26 protein-coding genes are annotated in these 26,224 nt (G+C 41.6%); 20 read left to right on the plus strand and 6 right to left on the minus strand.

All coding sequences use genetic code 11. The annotated features are described in order from the left end of the window. Nucleotides 1–129: 129 nt before the first annotated feature. The 3 genes from CLV99_RS03145 to CLV99_RS03155 all read right to left on the minus strand — a co-directional run bounded on the left by CLV99_RS03145 (nucleotide 130) and on the right by CLV99_RS03155 (nucleotide 2,685). Nucleotides 130–1,281, minus strand: a complete 1,152-nt coding sequence (locus CLV99_RS03145) for a FecR family protein (protein ID WP_133583031.1) — start codon at nucleotides 1,279–1,281, stop codon at nucleotides 130–132. A 118-nt stretch (nucleotides 1,282–1,399) separates the two neighbouring features. Further along, a complete protein-coding gene (locus CLV99_RS03150) occupies nucleotides 1,400–1,990 on the minus strand; it encodes an RNA polymerase sigma factor (protein ID WP_133583032.1) in 591 nt (196 codons plus the stop codon). Between the two features lie 125 nt (nucleotides 1,991–2,115). Beyond that, nucleotides 2,116–2,685 (minus strand): helix-turn-helix domain-containing protein, encoded by a 570-nt coding sequence (locus tag CLV99_RS03155; RefSeq protein WP_133583033.1) that lies wholly within the window; start codon nucleotides 2,683–2,685, stop codon nucleotides 2,116–2,118. 646 nt (nucleotides 2,686–3,331) lie between these two features. Here CLV99_RS03155 and CLV99_RS03160 point away from each other — a divergent pair. Genes CLV99_RS03160 through CLV99_RS03170 form a run of 3 tightly spaced genes read left to right on the plus strand, consistent with a single transcriptional unit; the run spans nucleotide 3,332 to nucleotide 8,667 of the window. Then, nucleotides 3,332–6,739, plus strand: a complete 3,408-nt coding sequence (locus CLV99_RS03160; RefSeq protein WP_133583034.1) for a SusC/RagA family TonB-linked outer membrane protein — start codon at nucleotides 3,332–3,334, stop codon at nucleotides 6,737–6,739. A 17-nt stretch (nucleotides 6,740–6,756) separates the two neighbouring features. Further along, nucleotides 6,757–8,112: a RagB/SusD family nutrient uptake outer membrane protein gene (locus tag CLV99_RS03165; protein ID WP_133583035.1), complete on the plus strand. Its 1,356-nt coding sequence runs from the start codon at nucleotides 6,757–6,759 to the stop codon at nucleotides 8,110–8,112. A gap of 3 nt (nucleotides 8,113–8,115) precedes the next feature. After that, nucleotides 8,116–8,667, plus strand: a complete 552-nt coding sequence (locus tag CLV99_RS03170) for a TlpA family protein disulfide reductase (RefSeq protein ID WP_133583036.1) — start codon at nucleotides 8,116–8,118, stop codon at nucleotides 8,665–8,667. A gap of 57 nt (nucleotides 8,668–8,724) precedes the next feature. On the opposite strand, the gene CLV99_RS03175 is transcribed toward CLV99_RS03170, so the two are convergent. The 3 genes from CLV99_RS03175 to CLV99_RS03185 form a co-directional block, all read right to left on the minus strand. Beyond that, nucleotides 8,725–9,063 (minus strand): hypothetical protein, encoded by a 339-nt coding sequence (locus CLV99_RS03175; protein ID WP_133583037.1) that lies wholly within the window; start codon nucleotides 9,061–9,063, stop codon nucleotides 8,725–8,727. 10 nt (nucleotides 9,064–9,073) lie between these two features. Beyond that, entirely contained in the window at nucleotides 9,074–9,562 is a 489-nt protein-coding gene (locus CLV99_RS03180; protein WP_133583038.1) for a MauE/DoxX family redox-associated membrane protein, read from the minus strand. Nucleotides 9,563–9,790: 228 nt separating this feature from the next. Next, complete coding sequence (locus tag CLV99_RS03185; RefSeq protein ID WP_133583039.1) at nucleotides 9,791–10,792, minus strand: helix-turn-helix domain-containing protein; 1,002 nt, start codon at nucleotides 10,790–10,792, stop codon at nucleotides 9,791–9,793. Between the two features lie 311 nt (nucleotides 10,793–11,103). Between CLV99_RS03185 and CLV99_RS03190 the strand changes: the two genes are divergently transcribed. From CLV99_RS03190 to CLV99_RS03265, 17 genes are all read left to right on the plus strand, one after another. Next, nucleotides 11,104–11,283 carry a hypothetical protein gene (locus CLV99_RS03190; protein WP_133583040.1) on the plus strand — a complete coding sequence of 60 codons (180 nt, stop codon included), beginning with the start codon at nucleotides 11,104–11,106 and terminating at the stop codon, nucleotides 11,281–11,283. Next, complete coding sequence (locus CLV99_RS03195) at nucleotides 11,280–12,302, plus strand: lysophospholipid acyltransferase family protein (protein ID WP_133583041.1); 1,023 nt, start codon at nucleotides 11,280–11,282, stop codon at nucleotides 12,300–12,302. Before CLV99_RS03190 ends, CLV99_RS03195 begins: the two co-directional genes overlap by 4 nt. 139 nt (nucleotides 12,303–12,441) lie before the next feature. Further along, nucleotides 12,442–13,491: a sensor histidine kinase gene (locus CLV99_RS03200; protein WP_133583042.1), complete on the plus strand. Its 1,050-nt coding sequence runs from the start codon at nucleotides 12,442–12,444 to the stop codon at nucleotides 13,489–13,491. Nucleotides 13,492–13,521: 30 nt separating this feature from the next. Next, complete coding sequence (locus CLV99_RS03205) at nucleotides 13,522–14,241, plus strand: LytR/AlgR family response regulator transcription factor (RefSeq protein ID WP_262708274.1); 720 nt, start codon at nucleotides 13,522–13,524, stop codon at nucleotides 14,239–14,241. Between the two features lie 4 nt (nucleotides 14,242–14,245). Continuing rightward, entirely contained in the window at nucleotides 14,246–14,833 is a 588-nt protein-coding gene (locus tag CLV99_RS03210) for a hypothetical protein (RefSeq protein ID WP_133583044.1), read from the plus strand. Nucleotides 14,834–14,863: 30 nt separating this feature from the next. Then, the gene (locus CLV99_RS03215; RefSeq protein WP_133583045.1) at nucleotides 14,864–15,181 is read left to right on the plus strand and encodes a MerR family transcriptional regulator; all 318 of its coding nucleotides are present in this window, start codon (nucleotides 14,864–14,866) and stop codon (nucleotides 15,179–15,181) included. An 18-nt stretch (nucleotides 15,182–15,199) separates the two neighbouring features. Next, nucleotides 15,200–15,406 carry a hypothetical protein gene (locus CLV99_RS03220; protein ID WP_133583046.1) on the plus strand — a complete coding sequence of 69 codons (207 nt, stop codon included), beginning with the start codon at nucleotides 15,200–15,202 and terminating at the stop codon, nucleotides 15,404–15,406. Between the two features lie 265 nt (nucleotides 15,407–15,671). Continuing rightward, nucleotides 15,672–16,313: a DUF6266 family protein gene (locus CLV99_RS03225; RefSeq protein WP_133583047.1), complete on the plus strand. Its 642-nt coding sequence runs from the start codon at nucleotides 15,672–15,674 to the stop codon at nucleotides 16,311–16,313. Nucleotides 16,314–16,387: 74 nt separating this feature from the next. Further along, nucleotides 16,388–16,921, plus strand: a complete 534-nt coding sequence (locus CLV99_RS03230) for a DUF6266 family protein (protein ID WP_133583048.1) — start codon at nucleotides 16,388–16,390, stop codon at nucleotides 16,919–16,921. Then, entirely contained in the window at nucleotides 16,884–17,357 is a 474-nt protein-coding gene (locus CLV99_RS03235; protein ID WP_246032686.1) for a DUF5675 family protein, read from the plus strand. The genes CLV99_RS03230 and CLV99_RS03235 overlap by 38 nt, the downstream gene beginning before the upstream one ends. 152 nt (nucleotides 17,358–17,509) lie before the next feature. Then, nucleotides 17,510–17,689 carry a hypothetical protein gene (locus tag CLV99_RS03240; protein WP_133583049.1) on the plus strand — a complete coding sequence of 60 codons (180 nt, stop codon included), beginning with the start codon at nucleotides 17,510–17,512 and terminating at the stop codon, nucleotides 17,687–17,689. Between the two features lie 89 nt (nucleotides 17,690–17,778). Further along, nucleotides 17,779–17,943 carry a hypothetical protein gene (locus CLV99_RS23120; RefSeq protein WP_162849999.1) on the plus strand — a complete coding sequence of 55 codons (165 nt, stop codon included), beginning with the start codon at nucleotides 17,779–17,781 and terminating at the stop codon, nucleotides 17,941–17,943. A gap of 273 nt (nucleotides 17,944–18,216) precedes the next feature. Beyond that, a complete protein-coding gene (locus CLV99_RS03245; protein ID WP_133583050.1) occupies nucleotides 18,217–18,819 on the plus strand; it encodes an RNA polymerase sigma factor in 603 nt (200 codons plus the stop codon). 69 nt (nucleotides 18,820–18,888) lie between these two features. After that, on the plus strand, nucleotides 18,889–20,037 hold the full coding sequence (locus CLV99_RS03250; RefSeq protein ID WP_133583051.1) for a FecR family protein: 1,149 nt from the start codon (nucleotides 18,889–18,891) through the stop codon (nucleotides 20,035–20,037). Between the two features lie 222 nt (nucleotides 20,038–20,259). Next, complete coding sequence (locus tag CLV99_RS03255) at nucleotides 20,260–23,526, plus strand: SusC/RagA family TonB-linked outer membrane protein (RefSeq protein WP_162850000.1); 3,267 nt, start codon at nucleotides 20,260–20,262, stop codon at nucleotides 23,524–23,526. A gap of 22 nt (nucleotides 23,527–23,548) precedes the next feature. Then, nucleotides 23,549–24,925: a RagB/SusD family nutrient uptake outer membrane protein gene (locus tag CLV99_RS03260; protein ID WP_162850001.1), complete on the plus strand. Its 1,377-nt coding sequence runs from the start codon at nucleotides 23,549–23,551 to the stop codon at nucleotides 24,923–24,925. Further along, the gene (locus CLV99_RS03265) at nucleotides 24,918–26,210 is read left to right on the plus strand and encodes a redoxin family protein (protein WP_133583054.1); all 1,293 of its coding nucleotides are present in this window, start codon (nucleotides 24,918–24,920) and stop codon (nucleotides 26,208–26,210) included. Before CLV99_RS03260 ends, CLV99_RS03265 begins: the two co-directional genes overlap by 8 nt. The last annotated feature ends 14 nt before the right edge of the window (nucleotides 26,211–26,224 follow it).

Here is a 26,224-nt window from a genome sequence, read left to right on the forward strand (position 1 = left end):
AGTAATAATTCAGATTAATTTATCAGAACAGGTGAATAAACTGATAGCGGTATTTAACCCTACTAGCCGTAAAGTGGTAGCACACTTTGCGGTTTTTTGCTGTCAGGAGTCAATTTAAATGCGTGTTTTCTAATTTTTCATATGGATAGTATTTATATTAGGTAAGACCCTTACTTTTCTGCCTTGTATTTCAAATTTGATCTTATTGGTTCTTTCCAGCTGCTTTAGAACAGATATTAGATCATTGGATCTAGAAACATAACCCCATAGACTTAATTCTCTAGGTACGTTTTCATCGTAGCTAATGTCTACATTATACCACCGACTTATGGACTGCATCACGTCTGCTAGCGTACCATCAAATTTGAAGAAACCATTTTTCCAGGCCAGTACGGCTTCTAGATCTTCCTTTCGCATAGTTAACTGCCCATTGTTGTTGACTGCCTGTTGGCCAGGAGATAATATTTTTTCACCCATCTTGGATTCTACCTTTACTTTGCCTTCTGCAAGCGTTGTTTTTATTAGGCCATGTTTTTCGCCATATGCATCGATATTAAAATGTGTGCCCAATACTTCAACCTTCTGCGATTCTGTTTCAACAATAAACGGTTTGGGTGATTTTGCAATTTCGAAATAGCCTTCACCCTTGAGTTTGACATTTCTATAATTTTCACGGCCTATATTAGAATCAAAACTTAAGCTAGAAGCAGAGTTTAACCATACTTTTGAACCATCGGGAAGTAGGATCTGATAGGTTTCTCCATTTGATGTAGCCAATATGTTATATCTTGAGGACAATTTGTTCGTATTATCTTGTATTATGCGGTATTCCAAAAAGCCATCTTTAGATTTTGAGATAGAGACACCTTCTTCTAGGGCAACTTGTCCAACATTTACATTCGTTAAGTTAATATTGGATCCATCAGCCAATGTCAGGGTCGCACCCGACTTACCTGGAGCTATAACGCTACCAGCATAATCTTGGACAGTATAAGTTTTAACAAAATTTTTGTAGACGTAAAGGCTCGAAATACCACACACAAAAAGTATAGCAGCTGCATAGGCAAACCATTTCGCTTTTCGTATCCTAGGCCGATAAATGTTTGGTTCTAAAGAAGTCCACATTTCAGATTTGATACGTTCATAGTTTTCCTCCTGGTTTTTATCCGTTGGAAATATGGTTTTATAGGCATACCATTCCTCAATAAGTCGTCGTTCCTTGGGGGTTGCTTTGCCCGAAAGGTATTTATGTATAATTTTTTTTACGTAATCTTTATCCATCTCACTTCATTACTTGGTTAGTAGTCCGATATACTATATATACAGATGAGAGGATGTTTGGGAGTAGATTAAATTAAATAAATTTTAATTTAATCTACTATTTTAGGTTATGAAAGGATTATTCTCTAATAAAGATTAGAAGAAGTAATCCATATGAACTGAATTTTGATAGTCTATCCCTTAATATCTTTAAAGCGTTTTGTACTTGCTTTTTCACTGTTGTTTCACTGATATTTAATCGTTCTGCAATTTCTTTATGGGATAGATCCTCAATTCTGCTAAGTTGAAATACTTCACGCATTTTCTCTGGAAGTTTAGCAATTTCTGAAGCTACCAACAGAAAGAGTTCTTTCTCATCAAGTTTTTCAGTAGTTTCATCCGTTATATTGTCGCTATAATTAGCTACTTCCGTCAAATAATCGCTCCTGGTATTTCCTTTTTTTATTAAATTAAGGACGCGACTTCTAGATGCAATGTAAAGATATCCAGATAGGTTTTGGTCCTCTTTGAGTTTGTCAGACTTTTCCCATACATACGTAAAGAGTTCTTGAATTATATCTTTCGATGCTTCTTCATCTCTGAGAACTTGATTCACTTTATAATAAAGTATCATCGCATATCTTTCATAAATCTGCGCAAAGGCTTCTCTATCACCTGTTTTTAAGAGAGAGACAAGGTCCCGATCAGCGAGATTTTTGTAATTATACATCTATTAGTGTTTATTAGTCGATAAAAATAAATTTTTTTTTATAAACGAAAGACAGATAGGATTAATAGCTAATACCAATCAAACTCAATATATAGAAATGGTTATGGACTCTAGAATTATCGTTTCTATTTTTCCGATTCCATAATCTTTTTCCCCTGTTCTGTAATGATGTAGTAGGAAAGGAAACCTTCTTCTGTGTTTTTTTGTCGCATTTTTAGCCAACCTGTCTCGACGCAGGCTTTTATCGATGCGGTCATTCTTGAACTTTTACGCTTTAGTCCTAAGTGAGAAAGGATTTCCGACTCTACCCTCTCTTCTTGGCAGAAAGGAAGAAGCTCTGATATACGTTTGATATCTTGGGCAGTAAGACCAAGCTGACTTATTATTTTCTTTTCAGTAAGCTCTTTTGTAATGTTATTGATTACATTCTCGGAAGGAGAAAATTCTTCTTTTAGTTTTAAGTGACCGTAAAGGTCTTTGTGCATTTGAGTTGGTTCAACGTTTATGGCTAAAGCTATTAATTGTAGTTCATATGATCTTAAATATGTTTTTTCATCATAGCACAATCTATTTATTCGTGTAATGCTAATGCCCACTTTCCTCGCCACGTCAGACTTGTTTACAGATCTTACTGCTAGATATTCACCAAATGCCGTTAATTTCTTTTGCTTAGCAACTTTCTTTTCTATAGACATGATTCTATTTGTGATATTTCTAAAAATATTTAAATAGAATGTTTTAATACATTTTGTTGTTTATTTGATACATAATGTGTAAATTTGATGAAATTAAGGTTTTGATATAAAGTAGTATACAATATGTAGATATTTTATCCGAAAGAAATTGTGGGGAAAAGTAGGACATTCGAACACAATGAGTAGGAAAGGACTTTGTCTTGTGCTATCTTTGCATAGTCATAAGACGGGTCATCCTGCTTGCTCTGTGTTCGGCTGTCGAAAGACAGTGGCTGTCCTACGCCTTCTCGGCAGAGCAAGCAAAAGGGTGGCTTTTTTTATGCCCGCTTTTATGTTCTGCTGATTTCTCCCCGAAATAGAAATATAAAAGCAATGAAAACAAAAAGAGAACAGTACAAAAACATCATTAAAGGTCCGGAGTAGCTTCGTTAACCTTAGTCATCTAGCATGACTTTTCTATTCTTGTGATGTGTATTATATACCGATTATACAAACTTAAATTACCTTCTTAGCACATCCGAGATAATCATTTAATCAATTTTTTATTAAAACGTGTGGCCTGATCAAGGATCAGGTACCTGTAGATTGTTGATAAAAGAGACGCTCTGATCCGCCCTCATTAGGCCACACCTAATGAACCAAAAAAATGAGACAATTTTTTAGGGGTGGGAGAGGACTGCCCTTTGGGAAAGGTGAACAAGTTAACGTGTTAACGAGTTATCAAGACCGTTCTGGTCGCCCAATAGAAGAAAGTAAAAGTAGATTGCGAGATAGACTGCTTCTACCGCTAGGGCGGTATTCCCGAAGTAAATTCGGGACACTGCGCAGTGACGTATTGTTAATAGTATTCTGTGTGTTGTTTAGTAGCCTTTTGGCTCCTCCTGCTCTCGGGCAGGAGGCCAAAGGCCTAACTCAAACCTTGCTTCGTGGTGAGATCCGCTCGGCTGCCGATGGGCAGGCTATCGAAGGAGTTTCGGTCTCTGTAGATAAGAAGCATACGCGCACGGATAAGCAGGGGAGGTTTACGATCAGCGTAGATAAGCCTACAGGGGTATTACTAATAAAACACATCGGATACAAGGAGCAACGCGTTGCCTATGAGAATACGTCTACTACATTAAATATCGCCCTACAGACTGGTGAAAAACAGATCGAAGAAGTGGAAGTGGTATCTACCGGATACCAGAAGATACCAAAGGAACGAGCTACGGGGAGCTTTTCTCAACCAATAAAACAGATTTTTCAAAATCGTGTCACTCCTGATGTGTTAACTCGACTTAATGGAATCTCCAATGGTTTAATTTTTAATGCAAACTCATCTAATACCGTAAATGGAAAACTGGATATAAATATTAGAGGAAGAAATAGTATTAATACCGATGATCAACCATTAATCATTGTGGACAATTTTCCTTATCAAGGAGATATCGCATCTATAAATCCAAACGATGTCGCTGATGTAACTATATTAAAAGATGCATCGGCAGCATCTATTTGGGGGGCGCGGGCAGGTAATGGTGTAATTGTTATCACAACTAAGACTGGACAAAAGGACAGTAGGTCAAAGATAGGGTTTAATGCAAATAACTCTTTTTCGTCAAAGCCAGATTTGTATTACAATCCGTACTTCCTCTCTTCGAAGTCTTATATTGAAGTCGAGAAGTTTTTATTTGATAAAGGTAAATACCAATCGGCCCTTAATAATACTATTACATATCCTGTCGTTTCCCCTGCTGTTGAGATTATGAATAATGGACTTATCTCATCAAATGATTCACTACGGATGCTTGCTGAACTAAGTAATATGGATAGTAGAGATGGATTACTTAGGCATTTTTATCAGCCCTCTAGAGCGCAGCAATATGCTTTAAATATATCTGGTGGAAGTGGAAAGTCATCGTATTACGTATCTGTCGGTTTTGATAGAAAAGAGAGCGAAAAGAAATTTAATAGTAACAATCGTTCTACTATAAGCTCATATATAGAGCAAGATGTATTCAATTGGCTACGTGTCAAGAGTGGGGTTTATTTAATAAACACCAAAAAAAATGTAGACAATACCTTGAATTCCATTATCCAACGAAATGAAAGTAATTTTTCCTATATGTCTTTTGTAGACGCGTCTGGTACTCCACAGACTATTGATTATTACTATCGTAAGAGTTTTGTTGATGATGCAGTGAATCATAGTTTTGAAGACTGGTCATTTGTCCCTCTTGACGAATTAGGGCTAACAGAAAACCTGACGTTTGAAAACAATTCCCGCTTTTTTGCTGGAGCTGACTTTCGTCTTGGAAAAGGATTTGGTTTTGAGGCCAAATACCAGTTCCAAAAGTCTAAATCTGATGGACGCATACTGCATCCAGAGAATTCATTTTTTACAAGAGATTTGATTAATAGGTTTGCGGTAACCAATGATAATGGTGAAGTCGTAACGTACAATATTCCTAAAGGTGCCTACCTAGAGAAGCTCTTCAATGATCAGCAAGGGTATAATTTGAGGTTTCAATTGAATTATGATCGGACTTTTGGTGCTCACAAGATAAATGCGATAGGAGGGTTTGAACTTAATGAGCAGACAAACTCCAATGATTATTACGTTCATTTTGGCTACGATGATAATCTAGCAACTTCCATTCCTGTAAATTCAACCGGTTTTTTCAAAGTTAACCCTTCTGGTTATGCTTCAATACCTACTAATATGTTCTTGGGTGGCGGTATTGATCGTTTTCGTTCTACATTTGCTTTAGCATCGTATGTATACCATGATAAATATGTGTTTACAGCAAGTGCTAGGGCCGATGGCTCTAATTATTTTGGTATTAATGCTAACCAAAAGACTGTGCCACTATGGTCTATCGGTAGTAAGTGGAAACTAAGTGATGAAAGGTTTTACAATTTTGATGCTATCCCTAAACTTCATCTTGTGTTGAGTCATGGCTTCAGCGGTAACCTGGATAAAGGGTCTACCGGCATAAGTACTTTTTCATATGTCAGTTCTGCAAGATATAGTGGCCGCAATTACGCTAGTTTACGAACTGTCGGCAATCCAGATTTACGATGGGAAAAGTTAAGGCAAACTAAATTTGGACTCGAGTTTTCGGGTAAAGAAAATTGGATTACTGGTGTCATAGATTTCTGGCAGAAAGAAGGAATAGGACTAATCGGAAATGCTGTCTTTGCACCTAGTTCAGGAGTTACGAGTTATAGAGGGAATTATTCCAGTATGAAAAGTAACGGTTTGGATTTACAGTTAAATATGAATGCCAAGCATAATAGTGTTTCATGGACAGGAAATTTATTAATGAGTTTCGCTAGAGAAAAAGTGACTGATTATGATCTGCAGTTGAATAACAATCTAATTCTGTCATCAGATGGTCTCAATGGAAAAGGAATAATACCAATAAAAGGGAGACCTCTTTATAGTGTTTACGCTTTGCCTTTTGCTGGGCTAGATCCCGAAAATGGTGATCCAGTTGGGTATGTAGATGGTCTCAAAAGTAAGGATTATAACAGTATCATGAAAACAGAGATAGAAGATCTACAGTATTATGGTTCGGCTACGCCTACATCTTTTGGTAGCTTCATAAATACGATAAGCTGTTTTGGCTTTTCTCTATCCGCAACAATTTCATATAAAGCTGGATATTATTTTAGGCGGAATTCTATTCATTATACCAATCTATTAGGCGCAAATATTATCCCGCATCGGGATTATGATTTACGATGGAGGAAAAGTGGTGATGAACTACAAACAAATGTACCATCAATCCAGTATCCGATAATTCAAGGTCGAGAAGACTTTTATAGGTATTCGTCGGTTTTGATAGAGAAAGGAGATCATGTCCGGCTTCAGGATATCTTATTAGCTTATGATATACCAAACTTGAAGAGGTCAAAGTATGGCCACTTAAATGTCTATATGCAATTAAGCAATCTTGGTATACTTTGGAAGGCTACTAATACAGATTTAGATCCAGATTATATACCGTCACACGGTAATTCATATCCTACACCTTTACAGGTTTCTTTTGGGATCAAAGGACAATTTTAAACTTAGAATATATTATTATGAAAACTGATTTTTACTGGGCGGCTTTGCTGCTTTTAATGTTGGTTTGCTCTTGTAGTGAATCCTGGCTTGATGTAAAACCTTCCAAGTCATTAGTAGATGCGAGTTCTTTAAACGATTTACAAGCTATTTTAGATAACACATACGTAATGAACGATATGACTGGTTTACAGGAAATTTCTACAGGAGATTTTTTCTTAGAAAATGATGTCTGGAAAAACTTAGATCTTTATTCGGAACGGAATACTTATTTATGGTTAAAGGATATTTACAATACTGAGAAAATTAATTTTGACTGGACGACAACTTATGAAAAGATTCTACTTTCTAATATAGTACTTGAAAAAGTAGAAGCTTGGGAAAATAAAAATGGTGTAACCGATGAAAGCAAGAATATAAAAGGGCAGGCACTGTTTTTTAGAGCATTTGATTTTTTTAATCTTGCTCAGCTGTTTTGTATGCCTTATGGGATGGTAGAATATGAGAGTTATGGTCTTCCTTTACGTCTGAATGCAAACGTAAATGATCTAGCAAAAAGGAGTACAGTATCTGAAACGTATAACCAGGTGCTGACAGATTTGAAAAAGTCTTCAGGATTTCTATTAACTTCTGATGTTGATAAACTAAGACCTAACAAAGCCGCAGCATTTGGAATGCTCGCAAGAGTAACTTTGTCTATGCGAAAATACAATGAAGCTAAATTGTATACAGATTCTTGTATAAGGATACAGAAGGAATTGTTAGATTTTAATAATATACCTTTCAAATCAACGGGCTATTGTATTCCCTTGTTTAATAAGGAAGTGCTTTTTCACTCTGAGTTGGGATATTATAGAGCAACTTCTGGAGATAACTTAAATGTGGCTCCTGATCTTTATGCGTCTTATTCTATAAAAGATTTAAGGCGTAGTCTTTATTTTCGAGAGGCTGGAGACCTCGTGAAGTTTAGAGGAAGCTTCTCTGGTGGACGTCCGCTCTTTGGAGGAATAGCACTGGGTGAGGTTTATTTGACAAGGGCTGAATGTAGTGCAAGGTTGGGGATTCCTAATGAAGCTACTGAAGATCTTGGATACTTTATGCTGCATCGCTATACCGAGGTTGATATTCCTGCTAGTCTAGATGGAACTGATCTAATTGAGTTTATCAAAGAGGAAAGGCGAAAGGAACTTGCTTTTAGGGGGATTCGATGGACAGATATCAGGCGATATAACATGGAGGAAGCCCACGAACATGTTTTTCAGAGAAGAGAGATGGAAGGAGTTGGTTATGAAATTGAGCCGAATTCAAGTCGATACATGTTAACGATTCCTGAAAATGAACTTTTAATAAATAAAATACCTCAAAATCCAAGATAGCGTATGAACTTTCTAAGTAAAATAATAATAACCCTTTTTATGGGGTTTCACTCATTTGTGTATGGGCAATCTGAAAATTTTCCCTCAAAAGATACTATTGACTTTTCGAAATATAAACTAGAAGATGCAACAGGGAAAATTGTTCGAATCTCAGATTTTAAAGGTAAGGTTGTCTTTTTAGATTTTTGGTTTACGGGCTGTGCAGGCTGTAGTATGTTTTATGAACAAACATTTCGCAGGCTTAAAATGAAATACAATAATCAAGTAGTTTTCGTTTCTATATCGATAGACAAAGATAGGGAGAAGTGGCATCGAAGTGTAGCATCTGGAATCTATACCGATAGCTTAGCAGTCAATCTTTACACAAGAGGAGAAGAAGAAGAACACAAGTTGATACAAGACTTGGGTATTAGGTATTATCCAGCACTATTTATTCTAGATGAAAATCAAGTGTTTGTGAGTAAAGATGAAAATAATGAACTCAGAAAATTAGAAGGTAATAAAGCGGAGCAACGGCTGTTGGAGGCTTTATTACCTTCTGAAGAGAGAGATTAAAAAGTAATTTTATGAGCTGTCTTACATAAATAAAGACAGCTCGTGAATTAAAAGTGTTTAGTTACTTGGTATGTATGTGCCAAGGTCGTCAGCCGATACTTTCGCTCCATTTGGATGCATGCCATTTGTTGGAGTACCTGTATGTGTCCATTGAGCAGAACAAGCTTTTTCAGATCTTTCACATCTCCCGGATGTGTCATATACATAATCTAAGGGATTTGTACTTAATGGATTCCCTGATATGTTGAAAAACCGATGTTGCTGTTGGGTAGTTTCTTTTTTTTCTACAGGCTTATTGTCCTGTTTTTCAGTTGTAAATGCCGAACCAACAACAGCTAGTCCTAATAATAGTGCACCACCTAGCACTTTGACCTTGTTTTTAAATGAATTTTCCACGTCAATATATTTAATGGTATATAATAATGTTGTTTTTTTGTCGGATAGACCAGAGCCCTAAGATTAACCATAGTATATTAAAAGCTAAATGGGTGTTCCATCCCATACTTTCGATTACTCCACCACAACTACATAAGTGGTTAGGGACAAAGTACATCATGAGCGCCAGATATAGGGTGAAAATCCCTATGAGCATGGTGCTGCCCAATAATGCTCTTCTTTGAAAACGCGGTATTATCAGACCAATAGCCAATAAAATCTCCAACTGTACGACATCCCAGCCGATTGGCTGTGCATAGTTACCAATATAAGGGACATCTGCTATTCCTTTAATAAAGTTTTCCATATCCCACAACTTACTGGATGCAGTGTACATATAGAGTACGGCATAACCATATACGGTAAAATTATAAATAGGTATACTTAGGTGCGAACGATACCAAGTTGAAAACCTAATTGCCCGATTGATTTTTGCCTGCTTATTACTGTACGTTATCATGTTTCTCTTTACTTATGTTTAGCGTTATCGTGTTCGAAAGCATTCTGTGCTGCGTAGTGTCGCTCTGTCGATTGTCAGCTACAATTCTTTCGTGTCTCACGGACTGGCCGGAATAAGGCGTTTTTCATTTTTATCTTTTTCATTTCTTTTCTGTCATTGTCTACGTCAAAGTTAGGCCAAGATGAAAAGGTGCAACTGATAGAACACGGATTTTTGAACTGATAGCGATTAGGGCTTGGAGCGTTGTAGATATTGTGTCGCTGTCATACCTGATGCGTCTTTGAAAAAATGGTAAAAGGCTTCGGGCGAGTTGTACCGCAGTTCGTAAGCACAGTTCTTGGGGCTTACTCCCTTGTCAAGTTCTTTTTGTGCCCGTGTCAATAGTAAATCCGTACGGAGTTCGCGAAGGCATTTGCCAAAATGTTGCTTATGATAGCGGTTTACGGTGTCTAGATCTAGCTTTAGGTCATCGGCTAGCAGATTGATCTGCGTTTCCTGGCCCTTCTCCTCGATGTGCATGGCCAGTAGCTTGCGCGCCTGTATCGCTATCTTGAGATCATAGCTCATTTTGGTTTCCTCTTCGGATATCTTCTCGGCCGATAGGTCAATAAGATCGTGGATAATACCGAAGACGAAACTTTCATTTTTCAGTTTTCTTTTTTTTAAGCCACGGCACAGTGCATGTATGTACATCCAGGTGCGTTTACCAACCTTAAAATCTCTGCTTACCACCACTTCCTCCAGTTGTGTTCGCCTAGCCCTCAATAGGTCGTGCAAGAATACATAGGGCTTTTTGTTTTTCTTGCGAAATGTTTTGCTCTGGAAGTAATAGCCGAAGAGCTGGCTTTTTCCGGCCGGTATCTTTAGGCTATAATGACCCGGAGGAAGGTAGTAGTACATACCACGACCGCAGGCTTGTTGGCTGATCAGGTGGCCATTTGTATCGTATAGACGGATGGCTGCGCTGGCCTCAAGGACGTATAGTACATGGATGTCGTACAGCTTCACTTTGATCGGAATCGTACGCTCTTCATGGAATAGCGTGTCCAGACAGCTCAAAAACACTTCCAATGTATCAAACTCTTGTAGTATGGCCTCATCTGTACCGTGCTTCCAGTAGCTGGTTTGACTATCACGGAGTATCATGTTAGGCTTAAGGCGCTCCAGACAATTAATGCTCGCAACTTTGTCCAGGATATGCCGAAGTTTGGATGTCACGGATCGCTTCATAGTTCTTTAGGTTTAAACTTTGGTCTTTGCTGTTTAAAACCTACAAATAACACGGGTTTGTCTACCGCTGTCAAGTGACGGCGGTGACATCTGCCGTGCACTTTGACCTATACAGCGACCAATAATGCCGTCTATCTGAATAGTAAGGGGGTGACTTGTGGTGCAAAAAGAGATATAAAAACTATCGTTCGTGGATTTTTGATGGGCATTCGTGGATAAATTCTTTGAATCACGTAAGCCGTTGCTAGTTTGGCTTTAGATCTAAAAAACGGTTGAGCGCTCAACTTTTGGTTAATTAAAACTTTTAAGTAATGAACAAAGTAAAGTTAAATGCACAGCAAAGAGTGGTTGGAGCTATCATCAGAAAGACCACCGCGTACGGGGAAGGCTTATCCTTATCGTTGGGGTCAAGGCCTACATTGTTTATGGAGAGTGACGACATCTGCGACGTGATTCTGCCGGGGATGGATCCGATACCTATGGATCGATGAGCATGCAGATCGGCAATAAAGGTTTGGGCTATGGGTCCAAACCTTTAACAGAAGCAATAGACTGGGATAATCCCAAGAACCTGAACAGCTATACGATGATGTCTGCCAATTTATTTAATTTCTTGCCCAATATGCCACCCCATAGGCATCTGTCATTGTACCAACAGTATAAAGGACAGCAGTACCTGAATGGAAATGATATCCACCTATTCGAAGGGGACTACCCATTGCCCATAGATGGTCTACAGGATTTTGTAGATAGGATATCGAGGGAGAAGGGGATTATTGCTACCTACCATTTTGGACCGTTTCAATTGATCAATTATATCCTGATCAATGCGAATATCCCTTATGTGCTATTGGTGGGGCCGCAGTCGCTCAAAGAATGGCAGTATAGATACCCCGCATTGATGAAGCGTATGGAGCAGGCTGCGGAAAATAACCGCTTTCAGCTACTGAATGCGCAGCAGCCGTCTTCCTTGCGCAAAATGTATCGCCTATTGGATGAAGGATACCAGCTGTTGCTATACATTGACGGCATGGAGGGCATCGACTTATCGGTGCCGGAGCGCAGCATTCAGGTGAGTTACCTAGGCCAGGAGATCCGTGTGGCAAAGGGGGCAGCAACTTTAGCCAGCTATTATCAACTGCCTATATATCCCGTGCTCTTGCGTCGTGGTGCCGACAGCATAGCCGTCGAGATGGATAAACCGATCTATGCTGCGCTCTTTAAAGATAGACATACTTTTATACAAAGTGCTTCCGATCGGCTTTTCGCTTTTCTAGGCAGGTTTGTCCTGCACTGGCCCGAGCAATGGACCAACTGGAATATGCTGCATCGGTTTTTGGCTGCAGAGCAACCAGTTGGAAACAATGCCTTCTTAGACGGTTTGGAATTGCACGAGTGCTACGGTTTGCTCCAATTAGAGTCGTCGGGCTATCTATTGGAGAAGTGGAGTTATAAACTTTATCCAATGGTGATAGAAGAGTTTAATGTATTAAAACGTAGTTGGTTATAGGAATTTTATTTGGGTTTATTTTGGTTATTTGTTATCTTCTGATTTTATACCTAACCAAATCTTACGAAATACTCATGTTTGGCGAAGCACAAACCCCATGAGTATTCCATATGACAGATAAAAGTCAAATTATTTACATATGAAACTTAAATACCTGTGGGCGAATAGTCTCCGTTTGCAAAAGCAGATTATGCCTTTCTATATCCTGCTGACGCTTGTAATGAATTATATGGCGAATGATCAAAACAATGTCATGTACCAGCTTATACATCTGGGCTTATTGTGGTTCTTTTTGAATGTCTTATTGTTGGTGTATCACTATACGGTGGAGACCGCAAATAAACTATTGAAATTCGCAATCATCCTTGCCTCTACGGCGGTGTCTTTACTCTTGGTAATCTGGATTTTGTACCTCATAGCGCCTGAGTCAAGAGCCTTTTTGTACTGGGAAGATAATGTGACAGTCCCTCTACGCACGGTGCTGTTAATATTTAATAGGTATTTGGGCATTATGATTTTTGCTGGCTTTATCTATTACCATATACGTTACAAAAATGCACAGGAAGAATTATGGCGAGAGAAAGAAGCAAAGTATCAGCAAGAGATAGCTGCGAGGGATCTTGAGATAGGCTTTCTATCGGCACAGATGAATCCACACTTTTTACATAATACGTTAAACAATATGGTAGGGGCAGCATATCCTGCAAATCCTGACCTAGCCACACAATTGACCAATTTGTCTTATTTGGTACGTTACAAACTCGAGAGTACGAAAAGCGAGAACGCGATCATGGATGAGGCAAAAGAAATAGAAGCACTAAACGCCTACTTAGAGATTATGAAATGGCAACAACCGCATGCGGATATTCGATTCACTACAGAGGGGCAGGCGCTGGGACAGCGGATTGTACCCGCGGTACTGCTGGATCTGGTAGAGAATATGTTTACGCATGGTATGTACCGAAAGGGGATAGATCCTATTATCATCCAACGTAAGCTGGCTGAAGGTCATGTTGTCTATTATCTGAAAAACAAAATAGATCCACAGTCGCAGCGAAAGAAACGGCAGGGGATCGGATTGATCAACTGCAGGCGTCGTTTGGAATTGCTCTTTGCCAATAAGTACAAGCTCAATACCTGGGCAGATGACGGAAACTGCTTTAATGTAGATTTAATTATTTATCAATAACGGGATACGGAAAAAATACGAACCTTTATACTGGATGACGAAGCAATGGCGATAGCCATCGTACAGCAACATGCGGAGCTCCGAGACGATCTATTGATCGTGGGGACTGCTACTGATCCGTTGGATGCATTGGATATGATCCCCGATCTGGATGTCAAACTCATATTTGTAGACATGACGATGGAAGGAATGAGTGGGCCGGAGTTTATAAAATTGCTAGGTCCATCTTACCACTATATCTGTTGTTCGGCATATAATGATTATGTAGACCAGACATCAATGCTGAATGTACCGAACTATATCCTCAAGCCTTTTAAGCCAGAGGAATTCAAGATCAACGTGGACCTCCGGTTGGCATCGATTCGCGATCAGGAGCTGGCGCAGAAGATCCGAGAGGACGAGATTAAAATGAAAGAAGGAGGCTTGTGCGTGTATTTCCGTAACGATAAAGTGTCTAAGTACATCCCATTTTATACGATAGAGGTATTGAAAGGCGATTCGGACGAAACCCTGTTTTATTGTACGGATGGTATTTATAAGGTGGCTGGCCGGTTGAGTGATTTTGAAGCTGAGCTTCCGCCGGGCCGGTTTGTCCGTACCCATCGCTCGCATATTGTGGCTAGAGAGAAAATAGATAAATATCAAAGCCCTGGCACACTCATCCTTGTTGATGGATGTCAGTTGCCCGAGGCGCCACTATCGCCAACTTATAAAGATCAGGTCTTGAAGGACCTTAATTTACTAAAATAGAACTATGAACCATTTGACAAACCATCACTATAAATTCATGCAGCTACGTAAGCAATGGCAGGAATTAGAACTCTTGTCTATAGCCGACGGAGATGCTATTGTTCAGATTTTTGAGACGGGTATTAGGTATTTGGAGGACTTTAAAAAACACCTCGAAGACGAGGTGAAATTGTTGAATGAGCGGCATCAAATGAACCTTTATTTTACAACGGTCGCGACTGATGGGCCTGTACAGTTGCATTTTCTTAAGGATCAGTTTGTTTTTTTGAAAGACTGGTTTGTGGATTTCGAAAAGGTCGTTTTCCCGTTTGCTGATCGATGTCAGCTAAATCTCTCTGTTAGGGAAGTGTTGTATCTGATTCGCCTGCTAAGGGATGCTGGGCTGCTGGAAAAAGAAGAGTTAAAATATACCTATCGTTTTCTAGGGAATAATTTTAGAACCGCCCAGCAAAAGCTGCTCTCGGTCGAAAGTCTGCGTAAAAAGTATAGCCAGCTGGACAAAAGGGTAATGCACAATACAACGGCCTTATTGGCGCGTCTGGCAGAACTCAATAAAGCGTATTTATTGGCTGCAAAGGCAGGTACAGTATAAAATGGATTACTAATTTTTAATTATATAATTATGAACGAACATGCAAATTTTGGTAGGGGAAAGCTTCCGCCAGGAGGGGAGTTTTTATGGCGTATTATTCATGCAGAAATCGGTAAGATGCGCACAGATGTGACCCGGCTTCTGGACGCATGGGGTCTTCAGGTAAAGACTCCTGAGCCTGTACTGCGTGACAATAACTATGTCATGGGTAGAATAGGCGTAAGTAGCCGTACCCTAAGGCGTTTTATCCAAAGAGGTGAACTGAAGATTCACGAAACCGTTAACAAAATGAACTATTATTTGGATGCAGATGTCGAATCCTTACGAAGACGATACCGCGGCAATTGAAGACGCTGCTGATCGATTGTGAAAGCTACCTCGGATAATGATGGTAGCTTTCTTCTTTTACCTACCTGGTACTGCCTTAGTTCTGCCTTGGTTCTACCTTGGTTCTGCTTTTTCGTGATGCGGCTCCGATGGTTCTCCGATGCGGCTATGATGGCCATCGGAGCCGCATCGGAGCATCGTCAGGTTGGCATCGGAGCGCCATCGGACCAAGGCGGGCCACAGTAGGGTGTTGGGCAGGTCTTGGTAGGTACTTAGTGGGCACTTTTATGATGTTATTTTATCTTTTTTCTGCCCTGTTACTGCTATTCCGTACTGCCGATGTGGCCGGTATAGGCCAATCGGTCGGAGGATAGCGGCCAGATAGCGGACAACAGTTCTGCAGCTATAGTTTTCTGTTATTTAGCTTTTTATGTTTGTTGTGTCAGAGCGAAGATATACCGGTATGAATACTTTGACTTAACAGATTTATAAACATAAAATAGATAAAAAAATGGGAAGTATACGACAAGGGGCAAACGGAGGATTCAGCGGTAAGGCTGGGTCGGTAGTGGGTAGCAGCTGGAAAGGGGTAAATTATATCAAAGGGTTGCCCAAGAAAAGCAACAAACCGCCTACACAGGCCCAACTGGAAACGCAGGCCAAATTTAAACTGCTGATGCGGTTTTTGACTTCGGTCAATGTGTTCCTGCAGATTGGCTTTGGACAGAAGCAGAACAACAAGAGTACACCGGCCAATTCGGCCTTTCAGTTTAACCTCAAAAAGGTTATCACCGGAACTTATCCCAACTATGCATTGGATTATGCAAAGATGACTTTTTCCGATGGGGCACTGTATAATGCGGGTACTGTAACGAAGCTGTTTGACACGGACAAGATAACGGTTACCTGGGATACCGTTAGTTTGGAAAGGATAAAGAAGATGGAAGATGATGAGCTCTTCATCCTGGGGTATCATCCCGAACAGGATGAGTTTATGACTACCGATGATGTGCCGCAACGGCAGGATGGTACAGTGGATATGGCTGTGCCAGAGCATTTGCGTACGGGAACGATCCACCTTTGGTACTTTATGGCGGATAGGACAGGGGCTTTGGTCTCAAAGACTTCTTACCTTGGAGAGATTACGAACTAGGATCGTTCGTACAGCTTAAATAGTTTTAATCATAGGGTGGGGCTGCCGCTCCACTCTATAACAAACGATAGGTTATGCTTACTACACAAAAAAAGGAATCTATCGCGCAGCTTGAGGTAAGGCTACGCTTTAAAATGGCAACCCGATTAGTGAGATCGCTTATGCCTTTTTTTAAATTGGGTTATCAAGCTAGATGCAGACGCAAAAAGAAGCTAAAGCCACATAATGTGGCAGTTGCCCGGGTATTCAAAGAGGTAATTAAAGGCAACTATCCCGACCTGCTGATTGATTATTCAGCGCTGATGCTATCGGAAGGATCAGTCCATAATCTGTATAATAGTGCAATTTTGGTGACTACGGGCCAGATTGAGTTAACACACGCTTCAAGTCTGGATTATAGATGGAACTACTACGACGACAAAGTCATCTGGGTGCTATACTGCCCTACACTGGAAGAGAGTATTTCGGTAGAGGGTAAGCGGGAGGATCCAAGTTTTACGATGACTGTCCCTCCTCGGTTTGACGGTCTGGAGTGTCACCATTACCTAATGGTGTGCCGTCGGGATTACAGTGAATTTTCGAAGTCAAGTTACCTCGGCAGAAGTTAATAAACCAAAAGCTATGTTAGATATACATGTAGATCGGCAGGTGCATATCCTGCTGTTGCGGCGGAGCTATGCCGCCGACGGAACGAACGGCACACTAACGTATCGGGGCAAACACATCTGCCATACGATAGAACTGGCTGATAAGGCGAATGCCAAGCGTGTAAGCTGTATTCCCGAGGGACGCTACAAGCTGACGAGATACCATTCAAAGCGCTTTCCCAATGCTATTGGGGTTTCGCAGGTGCCTAACCGTTCGGGCATTCTCTTTCATGCCGCCAACGATGCACTTAGCGAATTGCAGGGCTGCATAGCACCGGTAACGACGCTAACAGGCGCTGGTCGAGGATCCGAGAGCAATAATGCCCTGAATGAGCTTAAAGCCTTGGTAAACTGCCTATGGGATATGGGCGGGGAAGTGTATTTGTTAGTCAAGTGAGGGAGTTATCTAGTTAACAAGTTATCGAGTTAACTAGTGAGGATGCGTAGTGAAACGAGGTCCCGATGAAAATCGAAAAAGGCCAGTCTTGATAACTAGATCACAGGATAACCCCGATGAAAAATCGGGACAGGCACGATAACAGTAAAAAAATGCACAAAATCATAAAAAAAATAAGCCAGGCGGTGCAGGTGTTGCTGCTGGCTCCGGTAAAGCTGCCTGGAAAGGCGCTGAATATTATCAAGTATGTAGCCGTAGGATTGGGTATTCTTGAGGCAATGACAAATGATAAAGGTGAGGATAGTGATGAAGTAAAGAGTAAAGAGAGTTAGAAAGAGGTTATCAAGTGAACGAGTTATCTAGTTAACAAGTAGTAAAACTCGATAACATGATCACATGATCATATGATAACAACAGAAAAATGAAAACAAACGAAATCCGTGCAGGTACCTTAGGTGGTACTTTATGTAGTCTTTGGGCGTCTATTACCCTCGGAGATCTATTGCAGACCGTGATCATGGCCGCATTGGGTACATTGGTGAGCTACGCGATGTCGCAGTGGTTGCAGAAGCGAGCGAAAAAGTGATGGCTTACAGCTTCCGGTCTACAGTCCACAGTCCACATAAAGCCTATAGCTTAAAGCCTAGGGCTTAAAACTTAAAATAAGCGTTAGCTGACATCAGAACAGGCCTCGAGGTGATCGGGGCCTGTAAACCTATCTTTAATCGGTCGGGACCGATCGTTTCTTTCGTTTATTTCGGCTTTTGATTATCGTGAAGTTTGACAGTAGCTGTTCTACGCATTTGTTATTCGCTGAATAAATAATTAGTTTTGGAGCTTTACAGCCAAAAACGAAATTATGGAGCAACAACCTCCTATTCATGAAATCAATCTCCTACAGCGTTTAAAAGCCGGGGATGAGGCGGCTTTTGATGAGGTATATACGAGCTATAGCAGACGTATTTATCTGAAGGTGAGTCGTATGGTCAAGGTGAGCGAAGAAGTAGAGGAACTTATTCAGGAGCTTTTTGTCCGGGTCTGGGAGCGCCGTGATCAGATTGATGTTCAGAAACCTTTTGCCGGCTATCTATACCGTATTGCTGAAAATATGGTCTATGATTTTTACCGTAAGTCTGCACGTAGCGAGCGCCATCGAAATGCTATTATGAACGTGTCTGTAGCTAGCTATGAGCATATCGAAAAGGACTTGTTCCAAAAAGAAACCGATGAGTTACTGGATAAAGCTATAGCCAGCTTACCTCCCCAATGCAGACAGGCTTTCATTCTTTGCAAGATAGAGGAGAAGAGTTATGAAGAGGCGGCAGCTATCATGGGTATATCACATCATACGGTACACCGCCATATCGTAAAAGCCTCGCAAAACCTCAAAATGTACTTGCAGCAACACAAAGATATTTCCTCCACTTTATTGTTGCTACTGGCACTCTCGGACATGCCATAATTTTTTTTTATTCCGACTAGCCGATATTTCTTTCTTACGCGTATACCCTATTAAAGACGTGTATGAATTATGGACGCTAACACAAACATTACCAATTTATATCACCGTTTCCTTGATCAGACGGCGACGCCCGAGGAGATAACTTTGTTACTGGCCTATTTTGACCAGTCATCAGAGGAAGACTTGATGGCGCTTATTCATGCGGAAATGGCGCAACCTACTACTGCCGATGTACCAGAGGTGGAGTTGGCATTGGCACGTATCCATACCCAGGTAAAATCACGAATCAAAAAACCAGTGTTAGAGGGTAAGCCTGTCAAGTTACGTAGGCTTTGGCTTCCGTATGCCGCCGCTATCTTGCTGGCTTTGACCTTTGGAGGTTACTGGTATATCTTTCGCGCGCCATCGGGCAAGCTACCTAGTTCGGCTTCCATTTCGAATGATATTACGCCAGGAGGCAACCGAGCCTACATTAGCCTATCTAATGGACAGCGTATAGCGTTGGATTCGACACAATCTGGCTTGTCCAGTCTAAATGGAAAGCATCGTTATGCCGATGGAGAAGAGCTTTTAGACGCTGCTGAGGCTGATTATGCGACTGTCAGTACGCCTTTGGGTGGGACATATGAAGTTACATTGCCCGATGGTACCAAGGCTTGGCTAAATGCGCAGTCTGCGGTTCGCTATCCCATTCGTTTTTCAGGTGATGAGCGGCAAGTGGAGATCACCGGTGAGGTCTATTTGGAAGTTGCGCGGGATAAATCACATCCTTTTATTGTTACTTGCGGGACACAACGGATCGAGGTGCTCGGTACCGCATTCAATGTGCGTACTTACGGGAATGCGATTATTACGACCCTGGTGCATGGTGAGATAGCACTGTCTAATCAAAGTACGCATGAACGAGTATTGCTTAAACCGGGAGATCAGGCATCGACAACTACAGGCAAGATAAAGATTACAGAGGTGAACCCTTCTGAGTATACCGCCTGGATGGGAGGGATTATCTATGCGAACGATTTAAGTCTGGTGGATTTTTGTCAGGAGTTGGAGCGCTGGTATGGCGTACATTTTGTGTTTCCGGCGGGGTATGATAATAAGGAGACGGCGCTGATCAGTGTCGATCGGCGGGAGATGCTCTCTACGGTATTGGCTGCACTAGAGAAGGCTTATTTAGTCAAGTTGACGCTAAAAGGAAAGGAGGTGCATGTTCAGTAGAGATTAAGGAGTTAAATACTTGTCAGCAAACAAAAAACCGCCCCATACTGCTACATAGGGACGGCCAAATGTTGAGTAAGTAACAGGATTTTATGAATACGATTAAATAATCAACACAAAACAAAAATAATGATTTCTAACCTTTATTACAAAGGTATGCGGGAGCATTGGCGATTGTGGCCAGTTTGCTCAGCACGTATGCTTTTTAAAATACTTTGCATAATGAAGTTGATCGCAATGTCTATACTCGTGCTGTGCACTTGTACATTTGCCAATGTAAACGCCCAGAAGGTAAGTCTTGCTGTCAAGAATGCCAGTTTTAAGGATGTGGCAATGCGCATTCAGAAACAGACGGGCTACTCCTTTATCATCAATAGCAGGCTGCTGAAAAGCGCCAGGCCAGTTAACCTCCAAGTGGACCAAGTGGAGCTAAAGACTGCACTGCAGGAGTTGTTCAAGAACCAACCGTTTGACTACGATACGGATGGTAAAGTCATTACGCTGGTAGAACGTAAGAAAAAAGTAAGTTCAGTGTCGGTGCAACCCACTGTAGTTGATGATGTTATTGAGCAAGAGTACGTATTGTCCGGTGCTGTTGTATCAGCAGTAGACGGTAAACCAATAGCGGGTGTATCGGTCAGCATAGCCGATGAAAAGGGTAGAGCATCCACCAAAGGTGATGGCTCCTTTACCATCGAAGTGAAAGCTAAGAAAGGCAAAATCTTATTCTCCCATCTTGGATATAATGCCCAGTCATTGAATTATACTGCAGGGGTATCATTCAATGTGCAATTGATACCTATGGATAATAGACTGGATGAAACCGTCGTTATCGGTTATGGAACCACTACCCGACGGTTCTCCACGGGTTCTGTCACCAAAGTCACTAGTAAGGATATTCAAAATCAACCAATCTCTAACCCAATGTTGGCACTTCAAGGGCTTGTACCAGGTTTGGAGGTTACGCCAAGCAGTGGAATCAGTGGGGCCGGGGTGGACCTTAAAGTGCGCGGAATCAGTTCGCTCACGCAGGGTAGTGAACCGCTAGTACTGCTCAATGGCAATCCCATTGCGACTAATGGGCAAAATATCGCCGAACTTTCGAATGCGACAAAGTCGGGATTAAGCTTATTCAACGCCATCAATCCAGCTGATATCGAAAGTATCGAGGTACTTAAAGATGCCGATGCCACAGCAATATATGGTAGTCGTGGTGCCAACGGCGTTATCCTCATTACGACAAAGAAAGCTTTTGCGGAAAAGGGACAGCTCAATTTTTCATCCAATATCGGAGTTTCCCGGGCGGGAAATATCATACCGCTGTTGGATACTAAGGGTTATCTCGCCATGCGCCGTGAAGCGTTTGCCAACAGTGGAGTGGCGCTGACGGAAGCAAATGCACCTGATCTGCTACTGGCAGATACCACGCGGTACACGGATTTTTCAAAATACCTTGTCGGTACCAATAACTTGACACAGGATTATAACCTCGGTTATGTGGCAGGTGGTGAGCTTACGTCCTTTCGTCTAAATGGTAATCTGCGACGCGAAGCATTTCAGTTTGACCGTTCAAAGTCTTCGGATCGGTATAACATCGGATTCAACGTCAACCACCGATCTGCAGACCGTCGGTTTACGCTAGACATGGCCGGTAACTTTGCGCAAAACAGTTCTAATCTGACGGTGTATGATCCGGCCTCGTACCTTTACTTGATGCCTCACTTGCAACTCCGCAATGATGATGGTTCGCTAAATTGGAAGATTGGCCCATACTCATTTTCAAGTCTCGGTTTTACAAATCCGCTCGCGCAGCTGGAAAATAGCTTCTCCGGGAAGTTCAAAAATCTATTTGCCAATATCGGCCTGCAATATCAGCTTTATCCGGATTTAAATCTTAAGATTACGGGCGGCTATTCTTTTGGTAACAACAATGAGAAAGCCCGCTATCCCTCGACAGGAATAGATCCATCGACCTCGAATTTGCCCTTTGCAAATTTTTCAAACGGGAGTAGATATAGCTGGATCGTAGAGCCGCAACTGGCCTATAATAAGCAGATTGGATTGCATAACCTCAGCTTTTTGTTGGGTAGTTCGATACAGCAGGACGGAAGTGAAAACACCTTGCTTGCAGGAACGAATTATAGCGATGACAACCTATTGGGAACCATTGCCGCTGCCGGAAAAGTATTGCCCAGCTATACGCAATCGCGGTACAAATATGCTGCCCTGTTTGCAAGGCTGGGATACCGGTACAATGCGCGCTATCTGATCAATATCGCTGCGCGTAGGGACGGTTCCTCACGCTTTGGCCCCGGTAAACAATTCGCAAATTTTTATTCAATCGGAGCGGGCTGGATATTCTCAGAGGAAAAATGGATGAAAGCGCACAGCGCCTGGCTATCCTACGGGAAACTGCGCGGCAGCTATGGCATCACCGGAAATGATCAGATCGGCAACTATAAATTTTTAGATACCTGGGCCTCGAATGCGCTGCTCTATAACGGGGTGGTGGGAATGGATCCCAGCATGTTGTACAATCCTGATTATGCCTGGGAAGCCAATAAAAAGCTGGAACTGGCAATGGATATGGGCTTTTGGAAAGACCGCATACTCCTTTCATTCGCTTACTACCGCAATCTGAGTGACAACCAGTTGATTGCTTACTCGCTGCCTTTCCAAGCGGGATTTAGTAGCGTAAACCAAAACTTAGATGCCGAAATTGAAAATAAAGGATTAGAAATTACCTTGGATGCGAACCTGATACAGGGCAGGCATTTCGGCTGGTCCACCAAATTCAATATATCGCGCTCTAGAAACAAATTGCTCAGCTTTCCGGGGCTTGAAAACTCGTCTTACGCCAATAAATATGTGATCGGCCATTCCATACGTACGCAAAAGTTTTACCGCTATACGGGCATCAATGCACAGACAGGCCTTTATGAAATTGAGGACAACAATGGGGATGGCAAATACACGATTCAGGATAGAACGGTGCTCGTCGATTATTCACCAGACTTTTTTGGTGGCTGGAACAATACCTTTTCGTATAAACGGTTGCGTATGGGGTTTCTGGTAGACTTTAAAAAGCAAAGGGGCAATAATGCGCAAGCAGCAAATCCAAATGCGCCGGGACTTGGTCTGGTTAATCATGCAACACTGGTGATGGATCGCTGGCGGCAAGAGGGAGATGTGGCCGATTATCAGCGTTTTATCGCATCGCGGACGGATAAGGGCTACAGCGCTTTTCAGAATTTTCTCAATTCGAATGGAAAAGTAACGGATGCCTCGTTCATTAAATTGCGCAATATATACCTCAGCTATAATCCCGATGTGGCTGCCCTGAAGTCAATAACGGCTTTGGAACTGTTCTGTCAGATTCAGAATCTATGGACCTACAGCCGGTATAAAGGCGGTGATCCGGAGATTCAGAATTACTTGACTACACCACCCATGCGCATCATGATGTTTGGCCTGAAAATCAGTTTATAAAATGAAATTAAATTTTAAAACGATGAGAAATAGCATACTACATATTTGTATCTCTAGCGTTATAGCAGCTAACCTCTTGTTGCAGTCTGCCTGCAACAAGCTGGTGCAGGTGGACACACCGGATCATCTGGTCGATTCGGAGGTACTCTTCCAGTCGAAAAAAGGTTATGAATCGGCGATGGCCGGTATCTTTATTCAGATGCGGGCACTCAACCTTTCAATGACCAATGGTGGGCTCTCTGTGTATATGGGGATGGCTTCCGATGAGCTGTCGCCGACACTCTTGGGTGGTAACTACGATGAATTCTCCCAAAACCAATTGTTAAGTTCCAATTCGGTGGTGAATAATTTTTGGGTATATGCCTATCGGAGCATATACCGCGCTAATCTGGTGATCGAAAATGCCGAGCGCGATCAGCTGCTTTCACCTACTGATCGGGATAATTTTTTGGGTCAGGCGCTCTTTGTGCGTGCATTTTTACATTTTTATCTGACTCAATTATTTGGCGATGTTCCCTATATCTCTTCATCCGATTATAAGGTCAATGCTACTAAAGGAAGAGATAATAGGGACTTCGTTATGAATTGGCTATTAGATGATTTAGAAAGGTCCGTAAAATTGCTACCTAAAGAGGCCAGTACAGACCGAACAGCTCCGAATTATTATACCGCACTTGCCTTGATGGCGAGGGTGAACCTTTACCTGGGAAATCATGAGCAAGCCATTGCAAATACGGATGAAATATTGAAGAATACCAGTTACATGTTAGAAGCGGATCTCAATCAGGTGTTTAAAATAAAATCCAGGGAGATCTTGTGGCAACTGGGCAACACAGTGAGCAATACGGCAGAGGGCGTAAGTTTTATTCCGTTCAACACCAGCACGAAACCCACGTATGTACTACGAGAAGATCTACTGCAAAGCTATGTAGCTACTGACTTACGAAAACAGTCGTGGATCAATTCCAATACGATTTCAGGAACGACTTATCACTATCCGGTGAAATACAAGAGCCGGCTGATGACTCCTATTGAAGAATACAATGTGGTCTTTCGATTGGCCGAAATTTATCTGATCCGTGCCGAATCATTATATGGAATGAAGCAATATGAGGAGGCGACAGCGGCTTTAAATGTGGTCCGAAAGCGGGCTGGTTTATCGGAATATCAATTTGCAAACGCTTCTTTACTTTGGGACGCAATCAAAGGGGAGCGCCAAAATGAGTTTTTTGCCGAATGGGGACATCGCTGGTTTGACCTGATTCGCTGGAATACCATTGACGCAGTACTCGGTAAAGCAAAACCGACATGGCAGCCTTATGCCATATATTTACCGATCCCCAGCAAAGAAATATTATTGAACACTTATCTAACACAAAATCCCGGCTATAATGAATAAACAGATTATTCTTCTCATGGCAATGGTCATCTTCATGAAGATGGCCGTTGCACAGACGCTACAAGTAGGCGATAAGCTGCCTGCATTGAAATTTAAAGAAGTATTGGCTCCAGATCAGGAAGTCGGCTTGGAACCGCATAACTATAAGCTAACTATTCTTGATTTTTGGGGGCATGGCTGCTCTTCATGCATTGAATCTTTTCCTAAAGTTGAAAAGCTACAGGCAATGTTTGGCGATTCCATACAGATTATCATGGTTAATAGGGAAAGCAAAGATTCGACAGAAAGCCTTTTCGCTAAGCGTGACTGGATTAAAAAACCTCAGGTAAAAATGATCTCGGGCGACACCTTATTACACAAGATGTTTGATGTACGGGCATTTCCACGTATTGTATGGTTAGATGAAGAGCTCAATGTAAAGTATATAGCGCATGCGATCTCAATGAACGCTGCAAATATCCGTAAATTCCTGAGAGGCGAGCATTTGAATTCAAAACCCGTTATACAAACCGACGTTAGGACCTCCTTGTTTGATAAGGCGTACGAATCTGACTTGCAGTCTTTCAGTTATCTAGCGTTAACTATTAACGGGCTTCGGTTTAGCGGCGGGGACTGGGGGACTGCCCGAAGTATCACAGCGCGGAATGTAACGGTACTTTATTTGATACAGTCCGCTTTTGGTGGCTCTGGCTCTGTGAACTGGCGGCTGCCCTGGAAGACTACCCTGAATGTGCGAAATCCCGATCTTTACCGTCGTCCCGAGCATCTCGAGAACCCCGAAGAATGGTATTACAAACATACGTATGTATATCATCTGCTGGTTCCCAAAGGAAGGGAGCGGGACAAATATGAATTTATGAAAAAAGACCTCGCCAACTACTTCTCCTTAAAATTCTCTTGGGATACCATTTCAATGGAAACCTTGGTGCTTAAACGCACTGGGAATAAAGATAAACTGAAATCGAAAGGCGGAAAGGGCTTTAGCACCTTTAGGCGCAGAAATGAATCTGCCAAAGGGAGCTTGTTTGCCGACGAAAAGAGAATCTTGAGAAATCAGCCCTTTGTCGCTTTTTTGAATACCGTAGGTGGAATGATAGAGGGTACCTTACAGAAACCTTTTGTAAATGACACGCATTACGACGGAAATGTTGATATGGAGTTTGACGGCATGACGCTGGATTTCTTTACGCTAGAGGGGTTGAACGAAGAGCTGGAACGCTACGGGTTAAAAGTAGTGCCGGAGATACGTCCGATAGAAACATTGGTCATTAGTGATCAGTATTAAGTAGATGAAAAGGA

The organism is Sphingobacterium yanglingense, from assembly GCF_004363245.1.
GTDB lineage: Bacteria > Bacteroidota > Bacteroidia > Sphingobacteriales > Sphingobacteriaceae > Sphingobacterium > Sphingobacterium yanglingense.

Bases quoted from the DNA above. Each gene is read 5' to 3' on its own strand.
- CLV99_RS03150 (WP_133583032.1), bottom strand. From the start codon at position 1,990: ATGTATAATTACAAAAATCTCGCTGATCGGGACCTTGTCTCTCTCTTA.
- CLV99_RS03245 (WP_133583050.1), top strand. From the start codon at position 18,217: ATGGAGCAACAACCTCCTATTCATGAAATCAATCTCCTACAGCGTTTA.
- CLV99_RS03170 (WP_133583036.1), top strand. From the start codon at position 8,116: ATGAACTTTCTAAGTAAAATAATAATAACCCTTTTTATGGGGTTTCAC.
- CLV99_RS03165 (WP_133583035.1), top strand. From the start codon at position 6,757: ATGAAAACTGATTTTTACTGGGCGGCTTTGCTGCTTTTAATGTTGGTT.
- CLV99_RS03155 (WP_133583033.1), bottom strand. From the start codon at position 2,685: ATGTCTATAGAAAAGAAAGTTGCTAAGCAAAAGAAATTAACGGCATTT.
- CLV99_RS03200 (WP_133583042.1), top strand. From the start codon at position 12,442: ATGAAACTTAAATACCTGTGGGCGAATAGTCTCCGTTTGCAAAAGCAG.
- CLV99_RS03230 (WP_133583048.1), top strand. From the start codon at position 16,388: ATGCTTACTACACAAAAAAAGGAATCTATCGCGCAGCTTGAGGTAAGG.
- CLV99_RS03260 (WP_162850001.1), top strand. From the start codon at position 23,549: ATGAGAAATAGCATACTACATATTTGTATCTCTAGCGTTATAGCAGCT.
- CLV99_RS03265 (WP_133583054.1), top strand. From the start codon at position 24,918: ATGAATAAACAGATTATTCTTCTCATGGCAATGGTCATCTTCATGAAG.
- CLV99_RS03190 (WP_133583040.1), top strand. From the start codon at position 11,104: ATGAACAAAGTAAAGTTAAATGCACAGCAAAGAGTGGTTGGAGCTATC.
- CLV99_RS03210 (WP_133583044.1), top strand. From the start codon at position 14,246: ATGAACCATTTGACAAACCATCACTATAAATTCATGCAGCTACGTAAG.
- CLV99_RS03180 (WP_133583038.1), bottom strand. From the start codon at position 9,562: ATGATAACGTACAGTAATAAGCAGGCAAAAATCAATCGGGCAATTAGG.
- CLV99_RS03195 (WP_133583041.1), top strand. From the start codon at position 11,280: ATGAGCATGCAGATCGGCAATAAAGGTTTGGGCTATGGGTCCAAACCT.
- CLV99_RS03255 (WP_162850000.1), top strand. From the start codon at position 20,260: ATGAAGTTGATCGCAATGTCTATACTCGTGCTGTGCACTTGTACATTT.
- CLV99_RS03185 (WP_133583039.1), bottom strand. From the start codon at position 10,792: ATGAAGCGATCCGTGACATCCAAACTTCGGCATATCCTGGACAAAGTT.
- CLV99_RS03250 (WP_133583051.1), top strand. From the start codon at position 18,889: ATGGACGCTAACACAAACATTACCAATTTATATCACCGTTTCCTTGAT.
- CLV99_RS03145 (WP_133583031.1), bottom strand. From the start codon at position 1,281: ATGGATAAAGATTACGTAAAAAAAATTATACATAAATACCTTTCGGGC.
- CLV99_RS03160 (WP_133583034.1), top strand. From the start codon at position 3,332: ATGAGACAATTTTTTAGGGGTGGGAGAGGACTGCCCTTTGGGAAAGGT.
- CLV99_RS23120 (WP_162849999.1), top strand. From the start codon at position 17,779: ATGAAAACAAACGAAATCCGTGCAGGTACCTTAGGTGGTACTTTATGT.
- CLV99_RS03215 (WP_133583045.1), top strand. From the start codon at position 14,864: ATGAACGAACATGCAAATTTTGGTAGGGGAAAGCTTCCGCCAGGAGGG.
- CLV99_RS03225 (WP_133583047.1), top strand. From the start codon at position 15,672: ATGGGAAGTATACGACAAGGGGCAAACGGAGGATTCAGCGGTAAGGCT.
- CLV99_RS03240 (WP_133583049.1), top strand. From the start codon at position 17,510: ATGCACAAAATCATAAAAAAAATAAGCCAGGCGGTGCAGGTGTTGCTG.